The 20,052-nt window shown below is 45.9% G+C and carries 14 protein-coding genes; 7 read left to right on the top strand and 7 right to left on the bottom strand.

From position 1 onward, the window contains the following. The first annotated feature begins 4 nt into the window (after positions 1-4). From CLV98_RS12060 to CLV98_RS12045, 4 genes are all read left to right on the top strand, one after another. A complete protein-coding gene (locus CLV98_RS12060; protein WP_109674577.1) occupies positions 5-973 on the top strand; it encodes an alpha-L-fucosidase in 969 nt (322 codons plus the stop codon). A gap of 13 nt (positions 974-986) precedes the next feature. Further along, positions 987-1,526 carry an alpha-L-fucosidase gene (locus CLV98_RS12055; RefSeq protein WP_310588718.1) on the top strand — a complete coding sequence of 180 codons (540 nt, stop codon included), beginning with the start codon at positions 987-989 and terminating at the stop codon, positions 1,524-1,526. A 76-nt stretch (positions 1,527-1,602) separates the two neighbouring features. Continuing rightward, positions 1,603-2,880 (top strand): MFS transporter, encoded by a 1,278-nt coding sequence (locus CLV98_RS12050; protein WP_229203338.1) that lies wholly within the window; start codon positions 1,603-1,605, stop codon positions 2,878-2,880. A 4-nt stretch (positions 2,881-2,884) separates the two neighbouring features. Then, positions 2,885-4,039, top strand: a complete 1,155-nt coding sequence (locus CLV98_RS12045) for a mandelate racemase/muconate lactonizing enzyme family protein (RefSeq protein WP_109674574.1) — start codon at positions 2,885-2,887, stop codon at positions 4,037-4,039. 104 nt (positions 4,040-4,143) lie between these two features. Here CLV98_RS12045 and CLV98_RS12040 read toward each other — a convergent pair whose 3' ends face one another. The 4 genes from CLV98_RS12040 to CLV98_RS12025 all read right to left on the bottom strand — a co-directional run bounded on the left by CLV98_RS12040 (position 4,144) and on the right by CLV98_RS12025 (position 10,307). After that, positions 4,144-5,739, bottom strand: a complete 1,596-nt coding sequence (locus tag CLV98_RS12040; RefSeq protein ID WP_109674573.1) for a sulfatase-like hydrolase/transferase — start codon at positions 5,737-5,739, stop codon at positions 4,144-4,146. Between the two features lie 121 nt (positions 5,740-5,860). Further along, a complete protein-coding gene (locus tag CLV98_RS12035; RefSeq protein WP_229203337.1) occupies positions 5,861-7,354 on the bottom strand; it encodes a sulfatase family protein in 1,494 nt (497 codons plus the stop codon). A gap of 54 nt (positions 7,355-7,408) precedes the next feature. Next, positions 7,409-8,698: a sulfatase gene (locus CLV98_RS12030; protein WP_211320021.1), complete on the bottom strand. Its 1,290-nt coding sequence runs from the start codon at positions 8,696-8,698 to the stop codon at positions 7,409-7,411. 88 nt (positions 8,699-8,786) lie between these two features. Next, a complete protein-coding gene (locus CLV98_RS12025; RefSeq protein ID WP_211320020.1) occupies positions 8,787-10,307 on the bottom strand; it encodes a sulfatase in 1,521 nt (506 codons plus the stop codon). 457 nt (positions 10,308-10,764) lie between these two features. Between CLV98_RS12025 and CLV98_RS12020 the strand changes: the two genes are divergently transcribed. The 3 genes from CLV98_RS12020 to CLV98_RS12010 all read left to right on the top strand — a co-directional run bounded on the left by CLV98_RS12020 (position 10,765) and on the right by CLV98_RS12010 (position 14,452). Beyond that, complete coding sequence (locus CLV98_RS12020) at positions 10,765-12,210, top strand: arylsulfatase (protein ID WP_109674570.1); 1,446 nt, start codon at positions 10,765-10,767, stop codon at positions 12,208-12,210. A gap of 42 nt (positions 12,211-12,252) precedes the next feature. Further along, on the top strand, positions 12,253-14,142 hold the full coding sequence (locus CLV98_RS12015; RefSeq protein ID WP_211320019.1) for a right-handed parallel beta-helix repeat-containing protein: 1,890 nt from the start codon (positions 12,253-12,255) through the stop codon (positions 14,140-14,142). Between the two features lie 112 nt (positions 14,143-14,254). Beyond that, entirely contained in the window at positions 14,255-14,452 is a 198-nt protein-coding gene (locus CLV98_RS12010) for a hypothetical protein (protein ID WP_109674569.1), read from the top strand. A 242-nt stretch (positions 14,453-14,694) separates the two neighbouring features. Here CLV98_RS12010 and CLV98_RS12005 read toward each other — a convergent pair whose 3' ends face one another. The 3 genes from CLV98_RS12005 to CLV98_RS11995 form a co-directional block, all read right to left on the bottom strand. Then, positions 14,695-18,759 (bottom strand): hybrid sensor histidine kinase/response regulator transcription factor, encoded by a 4,065-nt coding sequence (locus CLV98_RS12005; RefSeq protein WP_158281243.1) that lies wholly within the window; start codon positions 18,757-18,759, stop codon positions 14,695-14,697. Positions 18,760-18,926: 167 nt separating this feature from the next. Continuing rightward, positions 18,927-19,226, bottom strand: a complete 300-nt coding sequence (locus tag CLV98_RS12000) for a hypothetical protein (protein WP_109674567.1) — start codon at positions 19,224-19,226, stop codon at positions 18,927-18,929. After that, complete coding sequence (locus tag CLV98_RS11995) at positions 19,214-20,050, bottom strand: hypothetical protein (protein WP_109674566.1); 837 nt, start codon at positions 20,048-20,050, stop codon at positions 19,214-19,216. Before CLV98_RS11995 ends, CLV98_RS12000 begins: the two co-directional genes overlap by 13 nt. Positions 20,051-20,052 lie beyond the last annotated feature (2 nt).

Below are 20,052 nucleotides of genomic sequence, written 5' to 3'. Positions count from 1 at the left end.
TCGCATGAAATACTTCATGGCCTCCATCCAGGCGCTTTTACTACTGTGCGTAGCGAAGCATAGCTGGGGGCAAACGACCGACTTCGAGGCCAATTGGCCCTCACTAGAAAAGCATAAGGCCGTACCTGAGTGGTTTGCCGATGCAAAATTTGGTATCTATTTTCATTATGGGGTATATTCGGTGCCAGGCTGGGGTGGAGAATGGTACCCCCGGTGGATGTACGTTAACAACAGAGTGGGATGGGGAGAAAAAATATACCAATACCACCAGGATACCTACGGAAAAAACTTCCAGTACCACGACTTTATCCCGATGTGGAAAGCCGACAAATTTGACGCTGCCAGCTGGGTAGACCTTTTTGCCGACTCCGGAGCTAAAATCATAGGCTCCATTGCCGAACATCATGATGGATTTTCTTTATGGGAAAGCAAAGCCAATCCGTGGAACGCTAAAGATATGGGACCTAAAATCGATATCGTAAGAGCCATCCAACAAGAAACTAAAAAGAAAGGACTCAAATTTATGACGACTTTTCACCATGGCTTTCATATGAATTTCTACCCCCATAAAACCGCTTCAGTAGACAGGCCCGACCGGGAGCTGCTACTCGAAAACGACACGATATTTCCTTCCCAAGACCCAGAGTACCGACTCCTCTATGGTAATATAGGCTATGCCGAGGCGAATAACCTTTGGATAAACAAACTCAATGAGGTGATCGATGGTTATTCCCCCGACTTTATTTGGATGGATTTCGGACAACGCTATATCAAAGAAACTTACCGGCAGCAATTCCTGGCCAATTATTTCAATCATGCCCAAAGGCAAGGCAAGGAGGTGCTGGTAAATACCAAAGGTGATTTTTTTCCTAAAAGCCTGGCTATCGTGAACGTGGAACGCGCTACCATGCAGGACATCACCCCCAACGTATGGATCACCGACTTCATATTGGGGGGGCGCATGGAGCTATGATAAGGAGCGCCGCATCGCCATAAAACCCGAAAAAGCCATTAGAATGTTGGTAGAGGTTGTTAGTAAAAATGGGGTGATGCTGCTCTCTGCCGGCCCCATGCCCGATGGCACCATTCCGACCGAACAGGTGGAAGCCCTTCATGGAATTGGCGCATGGCTCAAGAAATACGGAGAGGCTGTCTATGGTACTCGACCGTTCGTATCTTTTGGAGAAGGACCTACCAGGCTCACTGTCGATACCAGTGACGAATGGAACGAGTACGGGGCCGTAAAAAAAGGACTGGACCTGCTCAACTTTAAGGACATCAGGTACACACAAAAAGGAAGGGTGATCTACTGCACTCAACTAGGATGGAACGACCAAGTTACCAGCATTTTGCTCACTACGTTCGGTGACAAAGCCAAAAAATTCAAAGTACAAAAGGTATCGATGCTGGGCAGCTCCGAAAAAATAACCTGGACAAGACAGGCCGATGGACTAAAGATTAATCTGCCTAAGAAAAAGCCGGAATTAGGCGAAATGGCTACCGTATTTAAAATAGAAGTAGAATAAGCCACCAATAGGCTTTATCAACTTTCTTTGATTTGACAAGACTATTCCAACCTTCTCTAATAAAACCAACATCTCAGTGAAACCTACCCGTAAGCGTTACCATATTCTAGCCATGATATTTGGCTCGGTAGTCATCAACTATTTGGATAGAAGCAATATTTCCATTGCAGCGGCTGCCCTAAAAACAGACCTGGGCTTCGATACCATTCAGATGGGCTATATATTCTCGGCCTTCTCACTGACTTATGCGCTATTGCAAATTCCGGGAGGTATAGTAGTAGACAGGGCCAACCCGCGCAAGCTCTATCCTATATTGTTGGTTTGCTGGTCATTTGCCACCCTCGTTCAGGGCTACCTACAAACCTTTGTAGCCTTTATAGTGGCTAGGGCTACTATCGGGGTTTTTGAGGCGCCCTCCTACCCCATGAACAATCGGATCGTTTCTTCGTGGTTTCCCGAAAAAGAAAGAGCCTCGGCCATTGCCATCTATACCTCAGGGCAGTTCATAGGGCTGGCATTCCTAACGCCCGTTTTGATATACGTCCAGGCGCATTTAGGCTGGCAAGGGCTGTTTGTTTCGTCGGGGATTGTGGGCCTCGTTTGGGCCGTCATTTGGTACTATGTATACCGCTCGCCCAAGACGCACCCCACGGTCAACGAGGCCGAGTTATCACTAATCGAAAACGATGGGGGCATCGTCAACGAACAAGACACCGATACCCCAAGGAAGGCAATCACTTGGTCAGAATTCAAAGAGCCATTTTTATATAGGAAGTTATGGGGACTTTATATTGGTCAATTTTGTTTGGGCACCCTTTTTATCTTCTTCCTTACTTGGTTTCCCACTTATTTGGTCGAGTATAGAGGCCTCGATTTCATGAAAAAAGGCTGGCTGGCATCTATCCCCTTCCTAGCCGCTTTCTTTGGCGTTATCTTGTCGGGGTTCCTTTCGGACTATTTGGTTAAGAAAAAATACTCCCCCGAGTTAGCCCGAAAAGCCCCCATCCTGATAGGCATGTTCCTGTCTACGTCTATCATTTTCGCTAATTATAGCGATAGTACCTTTCTTGTAATCGCCTTTTTATCACTGGCCTTTTTCGGAAATGGATTGGCGTCTATCACTTGGGTATTTGTATCGCTCATGGCGCCGAAACAGATGATAGGGCTCGTAGGTGGGGTTTTTAACTTAATAGGGGGCTTGGCAGCAGTAGTTACTCCCATAGCCATAGGATACTTAGTAGATGGTGGGGACTTCAAGCCTGCCCTTTTCTATATTGGATCGGTGGCAATGCTGGGCTTCTTCAGTTATGTACTCTTGGTAGGGAAGGTCGAAAGAATCATAATAAAATCATAATCCAATGAAAATCACAGACATCAAAACATACCCTTTTTGGTTGGGTCATCGTAACATCTGCCTCGTAAAAGTAGAGACAGACGCAGGCATTTACGGCTGGGGAGAATCGGGGCTTTCGGGACGGGAGCTTGCCGTAGCCGGGGCAGTGCAGCATTATAGAGAATTTTTAATAGGGAAAAACCCATTTAATATTGCAGCCCTTTGGCAGGAAATGTACCGTAGCCAGTATTTTGAAGGGGGGCGGGTACTTACAGCCGCCATTTCGGCTATCGACATAGCCTTACACGACTTAAAAGGGAAGGCGCTGGGCGTCCCTGTTTATGAGCTTTTGGGAGGCAAACAGCGAAACCACGTGCCCTGCTTTATTACCAGCTCCAAACCCATGGGTGAAGGGCTTATTACAGATGCAAAAAAACTGGCTGACGAAGGATGGACGGTCATCCGCACTACCACGGGTATCAACGGGGATGCCACACAGCCCACCCATTTCGATATTCGTAAATCCATCGCCGAAACCAGTGCGTGCCTGACGACCCTACGACAAGAATTGGGCCCTGCCATCACCTTAGGCATCGACTATCACCACCGGTTATCTGTAGCGGAAACGGCCTCCTTCTGTAATAAACTACCAGCGGGGACCCTTGATTTCATAGAAGAACCAATCCGTGACCAAGTACCTGGGGCCTATCAGGCTTTGCGCCAAATGGTAGATGTCCCCTTCGCTATCGGGGAGGAGTTTTCCAGCAAATGGGACTTTATGCCTTATATAGAGGGACATATCACAGATTTTGCACGTATTGACGTATGCAATGTTGGTGGCCTTACCGAAGCTATGAAGGTGGCCTCCATGGCCGAAACCCATTATATCGACGTCATGCCCCACGATCCACTTGGCCCCATATGCACGGCAGCTACCATCCATATGGCCGCTGCCATTCCCAATTTTGCCTGGCTAGAGGTACCCCCTTACGACACGGACATGTCGGGCCAGGATGCATTCTTTATAGACCATCCCATCGTTGAAAACACCGTTTATGCCATTCCAGATGCACCTGGACTAGGCATGGATGTGATAGAGGAAAAACTAAAAGAGAACCCCTTTCGTTTTTGGGAGGCTCCACGGCTGCACAAAGCCGATGGGTCCTTTACCAACTGGTAGCGACCTCCTATCAAACGGAAAGCCCCTATTGATCGTCAAACCAATAGGGGCTTATTTTCAATGCCTATCAAAACAAAGTGAATATCATTCCTCTAACCAACACTTTACTGCTCGGGTACCGTTTCGACATCAGTTGGGTTCACCCACTTAGCCTCCATCTTTTCACCCTTCATCATCCGGTCATAGAAATTCCTAGTTTTGGCTTCTGAATAAGGATAACTATCGAAAATAGCCCCTTTACCTTCCATCCTAGGGTCTTTTTGTTCTTTCAATTCCTTCTCCATTTGTTGGACCAGGCGCTGCTTAATATCCGCGTATTTAGGATCATTAGCCAGATTGTTCATATTGTCAAAGTCTTGATCGAACCGATATAGCTCTTCTGGGCCCTTTTTGCCAAAGGAAATTTCCCATCTTCTCACGTCTGTACCATTCCTTCTTCCATTTAGGATTTCAGTCTTTGTAGGGCTGCCATCGGTATCGAGATATCCCGTTTCAGGATTCCCCGCTGGCCATCTGCTAGGCTCATAGTTTTTGGTATATATAAAATGATCCTTGATAATGCCCCGTACAGGGTAGCCTTGGTCGTGTGGGCGACCCACATCGGTACGTTCCTTGCCGATCAACACATGGTCTCTTTTGGGTTCCACAATACCTTGTTTATCCGACTTCAGAATAGACAAAAAAGATTCTCCTTGAATGTCGTTCATGATTTGCTTATCTCGCTTCACCCCTGCTGCCTCTAGGATGGTAGGCGCCAAATCGATAAAACTAATAAAATCCTCTATCTTTCTTTTTGGATGAGCGATCCCTTCCTTCCACATTACCGCCAAGGGCAAATGATTGTCATATTCATAAACATGCCCCTTTATTCTAGGAAAAGGCATCCCGTTATCGGAAGTAACGATGATAATGGTATTGTCCAGCTCCCCTTTTTTCTCCAATATATCGAGTATTTTGCCCAGATTCTGATCGAAATATTCTACTTCAAAAGCATAGTCTAACATATCATTTCTGACCACCTCATTGTCGGGCCAAAAGGCTGGCACCCGATCGATATCCGATAACTTTTTGTTTCCTTTGGCCAATCCCGAGCCATACTCATAAGTACGGTGGGGCTCGTGCCCGCCATACCAAAACGAGAAGGGCTCCTCAGGATTACGCTGATTCATAAAGTCCTCGAAATTCCCAGCGTAGTCCGTCGTGGAAATCGAAGAGGTAGGCGCCTTTAGTTTTTTGGTCATAAAAGGTTTCCCCGTCAGCTGTCGTGGTTTCCCATCGAGGCTACCGGGTTTTCCTGGAGCCCAGCCCTTGCCGGTAAAGCCTGTCTGGTACCCTTGATGTGCTAGTTCCTCCATCCAGGTTCTAAACTTGGCGGGAAAGAATGGTACATGATTGGCTGCTTCTTCCAACTGCCATGGATTACGCCCGGTTAGGATACAGGATCGCGAAGGGGCACATTTAGCATTGGGTGTATAGGCATTCATAAATAATACGCCCTCATTGGCCACCCGGTTAAAATTGGGTGTATTCACCCACTTGGTAAGGCCATAAGCTCCCATATGCTGGAAAGATGCATCGTCGGCAATGCAAAACAAAATATTGGGTCGCTTAGGTTTGTCCTCACTGGCCTGGGACTGGCCCGAAGCCAACAGCCCCACCGCTATCAACAGGGGCACAAAGTATTTTTTGGAGTCTATCATCAGGGTACTATTGATTAACTATTTGGTGCAAGGTTGATACTAATTTTGATATGATTCAACAAACTATTCTCCCAAACTAGCCACAAATCGCACGGCAATGGACAGAGTCTGTTTTTATTCACTACTCGGACTTTTTCCTCTTAAGAGCCTTAAAGTCTTTAGATAAATGCTGGAATCCTATTTCCTTTCCTTCCAACATCTGCTGATAAAGCTCGGGCTTATCCTTCTTTATCCAGGCCAATACCTTCACAGCATCGGCAGTTACCGGCTCAAAAACATTAGAAACAGGAGCCATTTGTAGGTCAAACTGCTTGGTCTCAGCCCTGAATTCTTCTAGAAGCTTTTTATAACTGCTATTGTCGGCCAGGTTGACCATCTCATCTGGATCCTTAGAAAGGTCATAAAGCTCCTCCTTCGGTTTCGTTTTGGAGAAATATTGTTTTTCTGTTTCCGTCAACTTCCCCTCTTTATACAATTGGCGCATGACATGTAAGGCAGGCCTGTAAAATTCAAGATAGGCCTGGTGTGCATCCCATGGAAGTTCCGGAATATCATTCCTGATGTATTTCCAGTTATTGGTGGTGACGGCCCTAGACTTTTCCTGAATTTCATCCCACAAATCGCGGGTGGCATATACCGACTCCCTCTTAAAGTCCTTGGCAAAAACAGGATGTCCAGTCATGTAGTCGGGGATTTTCACGCTGGCAAAATCGAGGATCGTGGCCGTAATATCCGTAGAAGAAACCACGTCCTTGCGCACCTGCCCGCCTTTAAGCACCTTGGGGTAGTATACAATAAACGGAATGCGCAGGCCTGCATCGTGCAGATACCCTTTGCCCTTCAGGTTGCAACGCCCGTTGTCGCCAATAAATATAACAATGGTGTTGTCGGCCATTCCTTTGGCTTCCAACTCCTTAAATATCATCCCCACCTCGTTGTCGATAAACTCCACTTGGTCGAGGTACTTGGCCCAGTCCATACGAATGACGGGATGATCGGCCAAATATTTGGGCATCACCACGGATTGAGGATCGACCGGGTGCTTGGACTGGCTACGGACCTCATCCCACCAGTCGCCACGATGTGTGGCTAGCAGCTGAATCTGGGCGAAAAAAGGCTGGTCGGCCTTTTCAAAAGTATCATACTTATCGAAGAGTCCAAACTGGGTCTTACCATCCCAAGGTCCCAGATCAGCATGTTTAAAATTGGCATCGACCTTACGTCCCTGTCTCATTACTCCATGATGACCCAGTATGCAGGTGTAGCCAGCCTCTCGTAACCAATAGGTAAAAGGCTTAAAATGCGCATCGAGAGGCACATTGCGATTGCTCCGATGGTTTTGGGCGTTGATCTTGAGCTGGTGTGTCCCTACTAACATAGCCGACCTACTGGGCGAGCAGATGGAGTTAGTAACAAAACAGGCGTCGAAACGAACTCCATTCTCGGCCATTTTATTCAAATTGGGGGTTTTTACCGCTGGCATTCCATAGCACTCCAAGTCTAAGCTCATATCCTCAGCCATCAGCCAGATGATATTCGGCTGAGTAGGCTTATTTTGCTGTGCCCAAGCCGCCCCACAACAGGCCATTAATAACACTATTAAGGTGTTTCTCATAGTTTATATATTTTAAGATTAGCCATTACCCCTGAACCAGTCATAGGTATTTGCTCATTGAACTACCACCGATTTTTCCCAATTGGCCAATTCCGATTTTAGCTTGCTTTCTTCTTTTTGATTCGTACCATACAGATTATTCTTTTCCGAAATATCCTTGGCGATGTTAAACAGGTCGTATCGTCCACTATGATACTTGACCAACTTCCAGTCGCCACTGATAACGGCGGCATATTGATCCTCATAACTCCTGAAAAAGTATAGATTTCGACTCTTCAGTTTTTTGCCCTTCACCAGGGGCATTAAGCTAACTCCATTAATCTGCTTGTCCTCACATTTTTTCCCAGAGGCAATTTCTATCAGGGTAGGATACAAATCGATAGACTGAACGGGAACCGAAGTTTCGGAATTTGGCTTGGTCACGCCTGGATAATACATCAGCAAGGGTACGCGCGCCCCTCCCTCGCCGAGGGTATTCCCCCCGGTTTTACCCCCACTTAAGGGACTATTGGTAAAATATCCGCCTTGATCCGACAAAAATAAGATGACGGTATTATCGGCAATACCTTTATCGACTAAGGATTGCCGGATCTTTCCGATGGACTCATCCATCGCCGCTACCATCGCCGCATATTCAGCATATTTACCTTCTAACCCCCTGGCCTTAAATTTCTCGACCAGGTCCTTCCGCCCTATATGAGGCCCATGTACGGTATAATACCATAATGTGAGCATAAAGGGCTTAGACTCCTTGTAATCGGCGATAAAATCTTGTGTCTTTTCGGTAAGTACATCCGTCAGGTAGGAACCATCGGAACTATCAGCCAGTGGATTGTTTTGCTTAAAAAAGGGCTGATAGTAGCTTTTGGGATGCCCAAAGTTACTAGCGCCAATCTGGGCGTCGAAGCCTTGCTTGATGGGATGATACGCTTCGCTGCCCAGATGCCACTTACCTATAAACATATTATAGTATCCGTATTGTTTTAACCTTTCGGCATAAGTGATTTCTGAAAGCGGCAACCAGTTTCGAGATGGCATCTGTACCGGATCCTTCTCCCATAGGTGAAATTCCTCTTGGGTTCGTCCATTCTCATCAAAATTATAGGCTTTACCTTCCGGAATATGACGTACCATTTGAAACCGTACCGGTTCCTTACCCGTCAGCAGAGAGGCTCTGCTTGGGCTACATGTAGGGGTAGATATATAGGCTCTTTCAAAACTCATTCCCTCCTTCTTGAGCTTGTCGATATTGGGAGTTTCAAAAACAGGGTTCCTAAAGCCTAGATCCGCCCAGCCCATGTCATCCACAAAAAACAATACAATATTAGGTTTTTGCTGGGCCATACCCTTTAGGCTTCCCATCAAGCAAACAACTAGAAGACTTAACTTCCAATATTTCATACAGCGTATTCCGGTCATTTTTATAGATCTATTAATATTTCAAGGCAGCATTAGGAGGTAAGGGCACGGCATTGCTTTGCCTCCAGTGGACCAGATCGGCCAATAACCGTTTGGTAAGCAAAGGCTCTTTCGTTACCAAATTGTCCGATTCCAGAGGGTCCTGAGCCAAATCGTAGAGCTCTAGCTCCCCACTGGCCAAAAACTGAATAAGCTTATAGGGGCCACTTCGTATTACCGAGCAGGTGCCATGTTTATATTGACTGGCCAAGTGCCAATAAATATTTCTTTTTTGTAGTTTACGATCATCCTTTTTAAACAAGGAGGTTAAGGAATGACCATCCAGCTGGCCAGTATAATTGTCAACACCGGCTAGGTCCAGGAATGTAGGGTAATAATCGAACACTGTGATAGGCACTTGGCTCCTACGAGGCTCCACTTGCCCTGGCCAGTTAATCAGCGCCGGAACCCGAATGCCTCCTTCGTAAATATACCCCTTCGAGCCGCGCATCAAATCGTTGCTACTCTGACCACCGTTATAGCCATTATCGGAAGTGAGAATGATGACGCTATTCTGGCGGAGGCCTTCGGCGTCAAGAAAATCGAGGATCCGTTGTAAGTTTTGATCTACCGATTCGACCATCGTAGCGTAAGCGGCCATTTCCTTGCGCCGTGGGCCCAGTCCTTGTCCGGTCACGGCATCCCCCTCTTTTCCCATATACTTATCCATCAGCGTTTGGCTACGGCTGGTAATAGGTCTGTGAACGGCATAATAATGCAGGTTGACGAAGAAAGAGGAATCTTTATACTGTTCCATAAATTCCAAGGCTTCGTCGGTCAGCCGATCGGTTAGCCAGGAATCGGTGGGCTTAGGCTCGATAAATGGATTGCTAAAGGGGGCGTGGTAGCCCATGGTTTCACTCTTATAGCCACCGGCTTCTAGGGCAGGATCACCCCGATAGGTTCCCCCTACGTTCTTCACAAATCCCCGACCTTGAGGATAATATTCCTGAATGGCCTTGGACTTATGGGCAGCCACCCAGCTAAAATCGCCAGGTTGAGGTTGTGTTAGCTTTTCCTTAAGAGGGAACTCCAACTGTAACTCATGAAGTGGGTCGGGGCCCACAATATGCCACTTGCCCAGATGAATGGCCTGGTAGCCAGCCTCGGCCAAAGGCACCGAAAAAAGAGTATGCTTCTTTTCGACCGTCCAGCGAGAAAAAATATTCTCTTGGTCGGTTCCAGTTTCTAAGACGGGTACCGTATACACACCGGTCCTAAAGGATTGCTTACCCGTAAAGAAGGCCGTTCGAGAGGGAGAGCAAGTAGGATACATATAGGCATTATCCAGCACCAGGCTTTGCCTGGCGAGGGCATCCATCGCCGGAGTTTCGAACCATTTGGAACCGTTAAAACCCACGTCGGCATATCCTAGATCATCGACTAGTATAAAAATTATGTTAGGCTTCTTGGGCCTTTTTTCCGCATGTATAAAAGCAGGGCAGCTTACGATGAACAGCCCAACTAAAAGACTTTTAAGATGGATTAGTTTCATTCTCACTAAAAAATTCATATCTAAAAAAGAACACGCACATTACTTTAGTTTAATATTATATTTCAATACTCCTATACTTCCTATTTGGATAGCGACATTAAAGGTAAAGCCAAGGCCTTTCATATTTGTACCCCTACGTACTTCCTTTGTATTCCTCAGTAAACTTCCCTGTAAATGAGTCAAATCTGAATTTCTACTCCCCTATTTCAAGCCCAGCAAAGATAGTTTACTACCGAGAACCCATCAATTTTTATAGAATAAATACGCAAAACAACATTTTAAGGACAACAGAATACGCTAGACACCTATTTTCTTTAGAGTTTTGTAGCCATACATATTTCATAAGCCATACGATGCCAATTCCGATAAGCATCGATGGCGAGGAATACCCAAGTGCATGGCCTATAGCAAAAATAGGCCTTCAAATTCAGTAAAACAGCGTCATTCTTAACTACCCATGCACCATTTTAATCCAATTTTCAGAGTTTTTCATTTGTTAACCGTGCTGGCTTTAGTCAACATAGGTGCACAAGCCCAGTCCAATCAGAAACCCAATATCATCTATATATTAGCCGACGATCTCGGTTATGGTGATTTGAGCTGTTATGGACAACAAAAATTCAGCACCCCCAACATCGACAAGCTGGCGAAGCAAGGTATCCGATTTACCCAACACTATAGCGGGTCCTCTGTATGTGCCCCTTCCCGGTCGTCGCTGATGACGGGCCAACATACGGGTCATACGCCCATAAGGGGCAACAAGGAGGCCAAGCCTGAAGGCCAGGTCCCCTTGCCCGGAAAGGCGGAAACCATAGCAGAGGTACTTCAGCGAGCAGGGTATGCCACAGGCGCATTTGGAAAGTGGGGCCTAGGGTTTATAGGCACCGAAGGAGACCCCAATCAGCAAGGCTTCGACGAGTTCTATGGCTACAACTGCCAAAGACAAGCCCATCGTTATTTCCCGACCTACCTATGGCATAACCAGGAAAAGGATTTTCTAAAAGGTAACGACTATACCAATAAGGTTACCTATGCTCCAGACATGATCCAGGAGGCCACGCTTCAGTTTATTACCAACCATAAGGATAAACCCTTCTTCGCCTACGTACCGTTCGTGCTTCCTCATGCCGAAATCATCTCACCCAACGATTCTGTTTATCAAAAATACAAAGGCCAATTTAAGGAGGACAAACCGTTTGTGATGCCAGAAAGTTACCTATCGGACTATGGCCCCGACATCCAGTTGGAGAAATATGCCTCCCAGACCGAACCACACGCCGTATATGCCACCATGGTGAGCCGTCTGGACCTTTATGTGGGGCAAATCATGGATAAACTGAACGAATTAGGGATCGCAGACAATACTCTGGTGATATTCACCAGCGACAACGGACCAGCCCAAGAAGGGGGCAGCGATCCCGAATTCTTTAACGGAGCGGGAGGGCTGAGAGGCGTGAAAAGAGACCTCTACGAAGGGGGTATTCGCTGCCCGTTTATTGCGGTATGGCCCAACCAAATTAAACCCAATACGGTTTCGGACCATATCTCGGCCTTCTGGGATATGAAGCCCACTTTCGCCGATATGGCAGGAGTTAAAAAAGTAAGTACCGATGGCCTATCCATTTTACCTACCCTGACGGGGAAGGGAAGGCAAAAAAAGCACGATCACCTCTACTGGGAATTCCCGGCCAATGGGGGTAGAAAAGCCGTAAGGATGGGCCAATGGAAAGGGGTGGTTTATGATTATGATAAAACTGGTGACACAAAACTCGAATTGTACAACTTGTCGGTAGACGAAGCCGAGAAGAATAATATTGCCAGTGCACACCCCGATATCGTCAAGAAAGTAAAAGAAATCATGCGTAACGAGCACCAACACTCCACGCTGTTCCCAATGCCTTAATAGCTCCTTTAACTCAATTATTTGTTATTATCATCCATTCCTATGCCTAACCAATCGATTAAATTACTGATGGTCCTATTCTTAGCGCTTTTCGGCCTTGGCCTCAAAGGATTCGCTACTGTCGCGGACAGGGTCTACTTCACGACCGACATTGGAGACGACGCCACTCCCGAAGTGTTAAAAAGCATATTGTCTGCAAAAAAAGGCTCTATACGGGAGATTAAATTCCAAAAGGGTACTTATCATTTCTACCCCGACAAGGGCTATGAATCCTTTGTCTTTATTTCTAATCATGATAATGTACTGACTAGAACGGCTTTTCCCATCGATCGTCAGGAAAACCTTACCATCGACGGGCAGGGTTCTACATTTATTTTCCATGGGCTAATGGTTCCTTTTTTGATTACCGACAGCAAAAATATCAGCATCAAAAACCTCAGTATAGACTGGCAGACACCCTTTAATAGTGAAGCCCTAGTAGTGGCACAAGATGTTGCTAACAAGACTTTTGATATCAAGATAGGCACGGAATACCCCTATGCCATACGCAACGATCAATTGATATTCCTAAAAGAATATTATGAGCACAGCATAGGGCAGTCCATCCTTTATGACCCAAAACGCAAGGCCATAGCATTCGATACAGAGGACTATACTCCCCTTACCAACCTATCCAAATCGGCCATAACCAGAAATACACAGTCCCTGAAATACAAATACTCACAGGATTTTAAGAGTGAAAAAACCCATCCTTATGGTACCCAAGAGCGGTTGATAGCCAAAGAACTAGAGCCAGGGCTGGTAAGGATATTCAACCATGCCAAGAAACTCCCTCCTATAGGCATGATATTGGTAGGCAAGGGGGATCAGGCCAGCAACCGGGTGGCTCCTGCTTTCCGTGTCCTGAACTGCGAAACTTTCAATGCCACAAACGTAACGGTACATCATGCAGGGGGTATGGGGCTGATCGCCGAAAACTCCAGTGACCTTACTTTAGACGCTTTCAATGTGCGCCCATCTGGCAACCGGATGGTTTCTACCACCGCCGACGCCACCCATTTTGTAGGCTGTAGGGGCAAAATTTCGATCCGAAATTGTGTGTTTAACAATCAGCTCGACGACGCCAGTAACATCCATGGCACCTACGAAGAGGTGGTTGAGCAACTGGACCCGTATACCTTAGGCGTGCGGATAGGACATTTCCAACAACAAAACTTTGTTCTTGGAAAACCGGGAGACAGCATAGGCCTGATACGGCTCAACGAATCTTTTGATGCCTATGCCAAAAATACGGTGGAGTCGGTACAAAAAATAAACGGGCGCTATCATATTATCAAGTTCAAAGATAAATTAGACACGCGCATTCAACCTGGGGACTTATTAGAGAACCTCGATGCCTATCCGGAGGTTTTGGTACAGAACTGCACCATCAGCAATAACCGGGCTCGTGGACTGCTACTTTCTACACCGAAGAAGACGGTGGTAGAGGGGAATTTTTTCAGCACCGAAATGGAGGCCATTCTTATCCCCGTGGAGAGTGGGAGCTGGTTTGAGTCAGGCAGCGGCGCTAATATCAGCATCACCAACAATACCTTTAAGGATTGTCAACACAGTGGGTTTAACCGAGGGGTGATCCGGCTGGTGACCGACGACGAATCGGAGCATATCGCCTTCCGAAATATTGATATTCACGGCAATACTTTCGAACAGTTTGACAACCTTATTCTCGAAGTTTCCAATACTGAAAATTTGAGGTTTGAAAAAAATAAGATTACAAACTCTGGGACCTTCCCTCAGAAATTCCCGGAGAACCCGGCCGTGGTTGTTAAAACCTCTAAAGAGGTGCTTTTCAAGGACAATACTTATACCGGTAAAGCGACTCAAATACTCTCTAGCGACGATCCCTCCATACAGGCACCCTTATTTAACTAAACCCTTAGCTATCTCAAGGCGACATTTTTAATATACTAATAGTCAATTGATTACAAATTAGGTCAATGGTAGCTACATAGAAAACCACAGTGATGCAATACATTAATAGAAAATGATTCTAGCAGCCCAGAAAACCGATATCGCCCTAAGAGACGGGCATAAGGCGAGTGGAGAAATGAAGGGTCGAGGATTGGTCGAAAAAATATTATTTCGTTCCTATCGAGCCGCTATGCAAGCCACAGCGTGGCGACATATGAATAGAAATTATTTTTCAATTGCATATTTCAGCTCCTTAGGAGCGGCATATTAAATGATGAATATCGCCGCTCCTCCAGTGGGGTAATTTTATTTCATAAAAAAACAATTTAATTGACGTTTAAAGTAGCGTGTCACATTGATCACTCAGAGCGTGATAGGACCTTTCGAAATGTATTTTTTTATTGTAAGCTACTGACAATCCATTGTTTAAAAAATACACGTAGACCGAAATCCTTCGACAGGCTTTAAAATTGATTCATTTTGACAGCAAAAAGGCTCAACTCATTTAGATATTTATTCCGAAGTAGGTTGAGCCTTTGCATATTTCCCCGGCGAGGTGCCAAAAGCCTCCTTAAAGGCCTTGCTAAAATGCGTCCTACTTTTAAAACCAGTCATCAGATACACATCATTAACAGAATATTCCCCTTGCAAAAGGTATTGGGCGGCCTTATTGAGCCTGTAAGTCTTCAAAAGGTCAAATGGTGTTTGGTTGGTAATTGCCTTAACTTTTTGATACAAATGCGTACGGCTAAGGTAAAGTTCTTTAGTAAAATCACTGATATCCAGATTCTCGTTATCGAGGTTGCTCTCCATAAGACGGTATAGTTTTTCCATAAAGACTTGGTCTTTGGCATTGGTATTCTGCAATTGTAAAGGAAGCCCCAAATCGAACCTTTCGCGTATTTGCTTGCGGGTACGCAATACCGAATCGGTGGTAGAAATAAGCTGCTGAATATCGAAAGGTTTTTTGATGTAGCCATCCGCCCCCTGATTCAGCCCGGTTATCTGGTCGTCCACCGATATGCAAGCAGTGAGCAGTATAACGGGAATATGGCTCGTAGACACATCGGCCTTGACGCGCTTACAAAGCTCAAAACCATTCAAGACCGGCATAAGTACATCACTGATGATCACATCGGGCCACTCTTCCTCCAAAGCATCCAGACATTCCTGGCCATTCCCAAAGCTCTTGACCTGATAAAAATCTCCGAGCACTTCCGCTACAAAGGTGCGCATGTCGGGGTTATCCTCTGCTAAGAACACCGTCGCTCCAGCAAAGCTGCTATCGGCAACCACCTGCTGCCGGTCATACGGTGCCATAGCCATGGTAGAAGGCTGGTATGCTGCTTCATTTTTCAAAAGGATAGTCTCTTCTTCCCGCTCCCGACTGTCTACTGGCTCAGCCACCACCGGCAGGCGAAGCATAACGGACGTTCCGACACCTAAAGTACTATCGATGTCTATTTGCCCATAGTGCATTTCTACCAGCACTTTGGTAAAGGCTAACCCAATCCCTGACCCTCCTACGTATTCTTGCTGGTGGTATTTGGACTGATAGAATCGCTCTAAAATATGGGGAAGATCCTTGGGGTGAATCCCCTTCCCATTGTCGTGGACGGTTATTAAAAGTTGTTGTTGATCTGTTCGGTATAGGACCCGAATTACGGCTCCTGTACTGGTATGTTTAAAGGCATTACTTAATAAATTATTTAAAATTTTCTCCATTTTATCGGGATCGGCCCGAACAAAAATTTCAGCACTATCCTCAGCAATCACCTCTATGGTTTTCTGCTCGGCCAAAGCCATTACCTGATAATCGCCCACCAATTCGGCTACGAAGGCATCGAAGCTAAAGGTGTCTGGATGCATACGTAAGAGGTTGGTATCGGCCCGTTGAAAATCCTGCACCTGGTCGATCAGCTGAGAGATCTTTTTGGACTGCCTTAACACCAAATTAAGCTTTTCCCGAACGCCTACTCCGGCATTCATCTGTTTGCTCAACAGCTCGATCGTCCCTAGTATTAGGGTTACCGGGGTTTTGATTTCATGGGATATATTCGAGAAAAAAGTTAGCTTCGCTTCACTAATTCTTTGTCCTGTTTCTAGCTCCAGCTGTTCTAATGCGACTTTGTGTTGTAATCCTTGAATTCGAAGAAAAACTTGAATCACGACATAAATGCCAACCGCTATCAGAACCAAATAAAGTAGATAGGCCCAAAACGTTCTCCAGAACGGAGGACTAATCACGATGTTCAGCTGCTGCGGAGCCGACCATTCGTTTAAGGCATTCGATACCGCCACTTCCAGTGTATATTCCCCGGGCTTCAACCCCGCATAGTTAATAAACTTCTGATTGGAGGGCCTTTTAATCCATTCCTGATTTTCGGGCAAAAGGCGATATCTAATAAAATGATTGACGGAACTGGAAAAATGCAAGGAGTTAACCTCAATGGAGAAAACATCCTCCGAATATTTGAGCTCTACTTGTCCTCCGTCGCGCAACCTTTGGTGTAGCACAACCCGGCCATTAAGCGTATCGGATGGTGCTACCATTTTATTCTTGACCAATAAACTCCCAAATTGCAGCTTAGGGATGGCCTCATGCCGATCAATAGCCTCCGCCTTAAAATAGGTGATACCATCGAGCCCAGTGAAGACAAAATTCCCATTATTGAGCCGGACCGCCGAATAATTAAAATCTTCGAAAGGTAGCCCGTCATTCGCCGTTAGGTTCCTGAAAGTTTTAGTGGTGGTATTAAAATAATTCAGCCCGATATTGGTGCTAATCCAAAGGTTGTTGTCAGAGGTAGGGAGTATGGCCTTGACCACATTATTAGAAAGCCCATTCTTTTCGGTAAAGGCTAAGAATCGTGGTTCCGTATCGCTCTGAAGCACCTGACAAATCCCTCCTCGCTCGGTCCCAATCCAGAGCTCGTGGTTGGGCAACCTCAGTATACTCGACACAAAGTTGCTGGAAATACTTCCTGGCTTCCTCCTATCAAAAACATAATGATCGACAGGCGCGAGGGCAGGATCCTGTTGGTCGGTAATCTTTATTCGGAATAAGCCCTGGGCGTCGGTACCTAGCCACATAAAATCGTACTCTGGGTCGGCATATAGTGCCCGAACCAACGACAAATCCATTTGTTTGAAATAAGGAAGATTATTCAAGGAAAACACTTCCCCAATACTCCCATCTTTGTTGACCGTAATTTTATAGGCCCCTTCTACCCCACCAATCCAGATATTGCCAAATCGATCTTCGGACATCGACTGTATAGTTAAGCTTAAGGGCGCACCTCTAAAAGTGATGAGCTCAGTGGTTGCCTCCTCCAAGCCAATCCGATACAACCGACCTAAGGCGTTATAATTAACCCAAAGGTGATGCTTCGAATCTTGCATAAACCTACCCACTATCTTATCTCCCCCTAAAGGAAGCTTATAAGGGAAGTGCCTTATGGTATGGTTTTCTGTATTCAGTAAGTTAAGCCCCCCTGTCCTGTTCGAAAGGAGAACCTCCTTGTCGTTAAAGGCAGACAGATGCCCTATTATTTTCTGAACTCCCGTTTCTCTGGTCTTTCCTTGGGTAAAATCAAAAAAAGAGAAGGGATTTGGTTTTAAATTATAATTATAAAGCCCCTTATTAAACGTCCCCACCCAACATCCCGAAGTAGGTGAAAGGAGTATACTACTTACCCGGACAAAATCGGTAGGTTCCAGGGGCTTAAGCCCACGTTGGTCGGCGGATAGAAGTTGTGCCATAGAATTGACCCGTATAGTACCATCATTTAAGGTCCCCAGCCACAGTCGCCCTTCCATATCGCCTCTTACAATTTTAAATCGCTGGGAGGACAAACTATGGCTTAGCCACTTATAACGGACTCCTTGGCTCGATTTAGTAAATTTCAGGATATCAACCCCGTCCTGGCCTGCCACAATGAGGTGGCTGTCGGGGGTACGGGTTACTGACACACAAGATGGTAATTTCTCGCCATACACCCTTCTAAAATGACCTTTATTGGAGTCAAATTGCAACAAACCTGCCGATGTAGCATACACATAAATGCCTTCTCCTATCTCGACCCCTTCCTGAAATAATACGCCCAAGCTACCTGGACCTAAGGAAGGAATATAATGAGCCTTCAGCTGGTAATCGGTGTTAAAAATCAACAACCCGTCCAGCTCTGTTGCACAGATCATCCACCCCTTGTCTTTTTGAACAATAATGGATCGGATGATAGGGCCATTCAATCCCTTGCCGGTCAACTTATTGGAGTAGATGGTTTTAAATTGTTGCGACTCATAGTCATAGATGGTAATACCATCGTCGGTACCTATCCACAGATTCCCAAGAGGATCCTGAGCCAGGCTTCTAACCCTGTTACTAGCGATAAGTTCGGTATCTGGGGTGTTTTTATAGGTGACAAATTTGAATCCATCATATTGGTTTAATCCGTCGTAAGTACCAACCCAAAGATATCCTTGACTGTCTTCCAACAAGCTGGTGACCCCATTATGCGCCAATCCATCGGAGATCGATAAATTTTTGGGTGAACCAAAGGGCTTGGCTTGAGCCAAACCCATATGAGTCTGGCAACAAAGAAGAATAAAATATAAGGGGAATAAATTTAATCTAAGTAGCCGAAGCAGCATTTTAGTACAATATCAATATTATAAAGAACCTAAATTAGTCAATTTCTTCTAAAAATTGATAATCCTCCTATTTTTGACTTTCATTCGAATACTCAGTTCAGAGCCTCAGCATGGTTTTGTTCAAACATTTTTAACTTCAACTGCTGCTCTGGCGTCAATGGTTTATCTACTAGAAACCAATAAACGGCTCTAGAAACCATAAGATCATCCTCTAACAGAGCTAGGAGAGATTGATAGACTTCGGGAGAATCGATAGACTTGGCTTTTAGAATATCTAGAAGCAGCACCACCTCCGGATACGGTGCCTTGGAGTTCCAGGCCGCTACTATGCCCTGATAAAACCCGCTTGGTGCCGTCTCCGGTTTGTTTTGAATGGATTTCAGGTAGCGCATTCTGTAGGCAGTTGGGGAACGCTGGAATAGCAAGGGGATAGCTCTTTCATATACAACCAGGGCGCCTTTTCAAAATAACATAGACTCGCCGAAAATAGCGATTCTGTTTTTAGGGCAATTTGCTCTACAGCATTTATCTCGGAATCCCCATAGGCTTTTCTTTTGGTGAGCTGCTCCAAGGCCAACACCTGATAGGGGCTATCCCGCTCGGAAAGCCATACCAGTAATTCCTCGACGGCATACGCACGTCCCGTATGATCTCTAATATAAGCCACCACGGGCCCATGCGCCCAATGCCACAGGGTATAGCAAGTCCAAACGGCCCCTTTTACGATGGCCGTCTGATCGATGGTAACCGTTGCTCCCGACAATGCATCGATGGCGTTATAGTCACTCGCGGGATCCACCAGATCCTCCTTATATACGTCCTGCAGGGGCGAGAATGGATTGGCAAGGATTTGTTGAAGTTTGTCATAATCTGCCTGGGTAAAGGCCTCTCCTTCTTCCTTTTCTAGGGCCATACCTGCCGGCATATCGAAATGGGTATATCTTCCCAATTCGTCCCAGAAAAGCCGAACGGTTACGACCTTGCAAACTTTACTCCCGCAAATAACGGATTCCACATCCATATAATAACGAGATTGGCCAGCTCCACTCTTCTGTTCTATCAGGCAGTATTCCTTTGGGGTCCCCTCCACGCTCCCAGGGTGTACCAAGTAAACCGGATGCTGGGTGAGGCTGGGCTGGGCCATAGCCACCCCACCCAGCATACTCCACAGCAGCACCATTAGTAATATTTTGAGCCAAGGCTTTCTGACCATCATAA

The organism is Dyadobacter jejuensis (genome assembly GCF_003149085.1).
Taxonomy (GTDB): domain Bacteria; phylum Bacteroidota; class Bacteroidia; order Cytophagales; family Spirosomataceae; genus Dyadobacter; species Dyadobacter jejuensis.
This window is presented reverse-complemented; position numbering and strand designations above follow the sequence as displayed.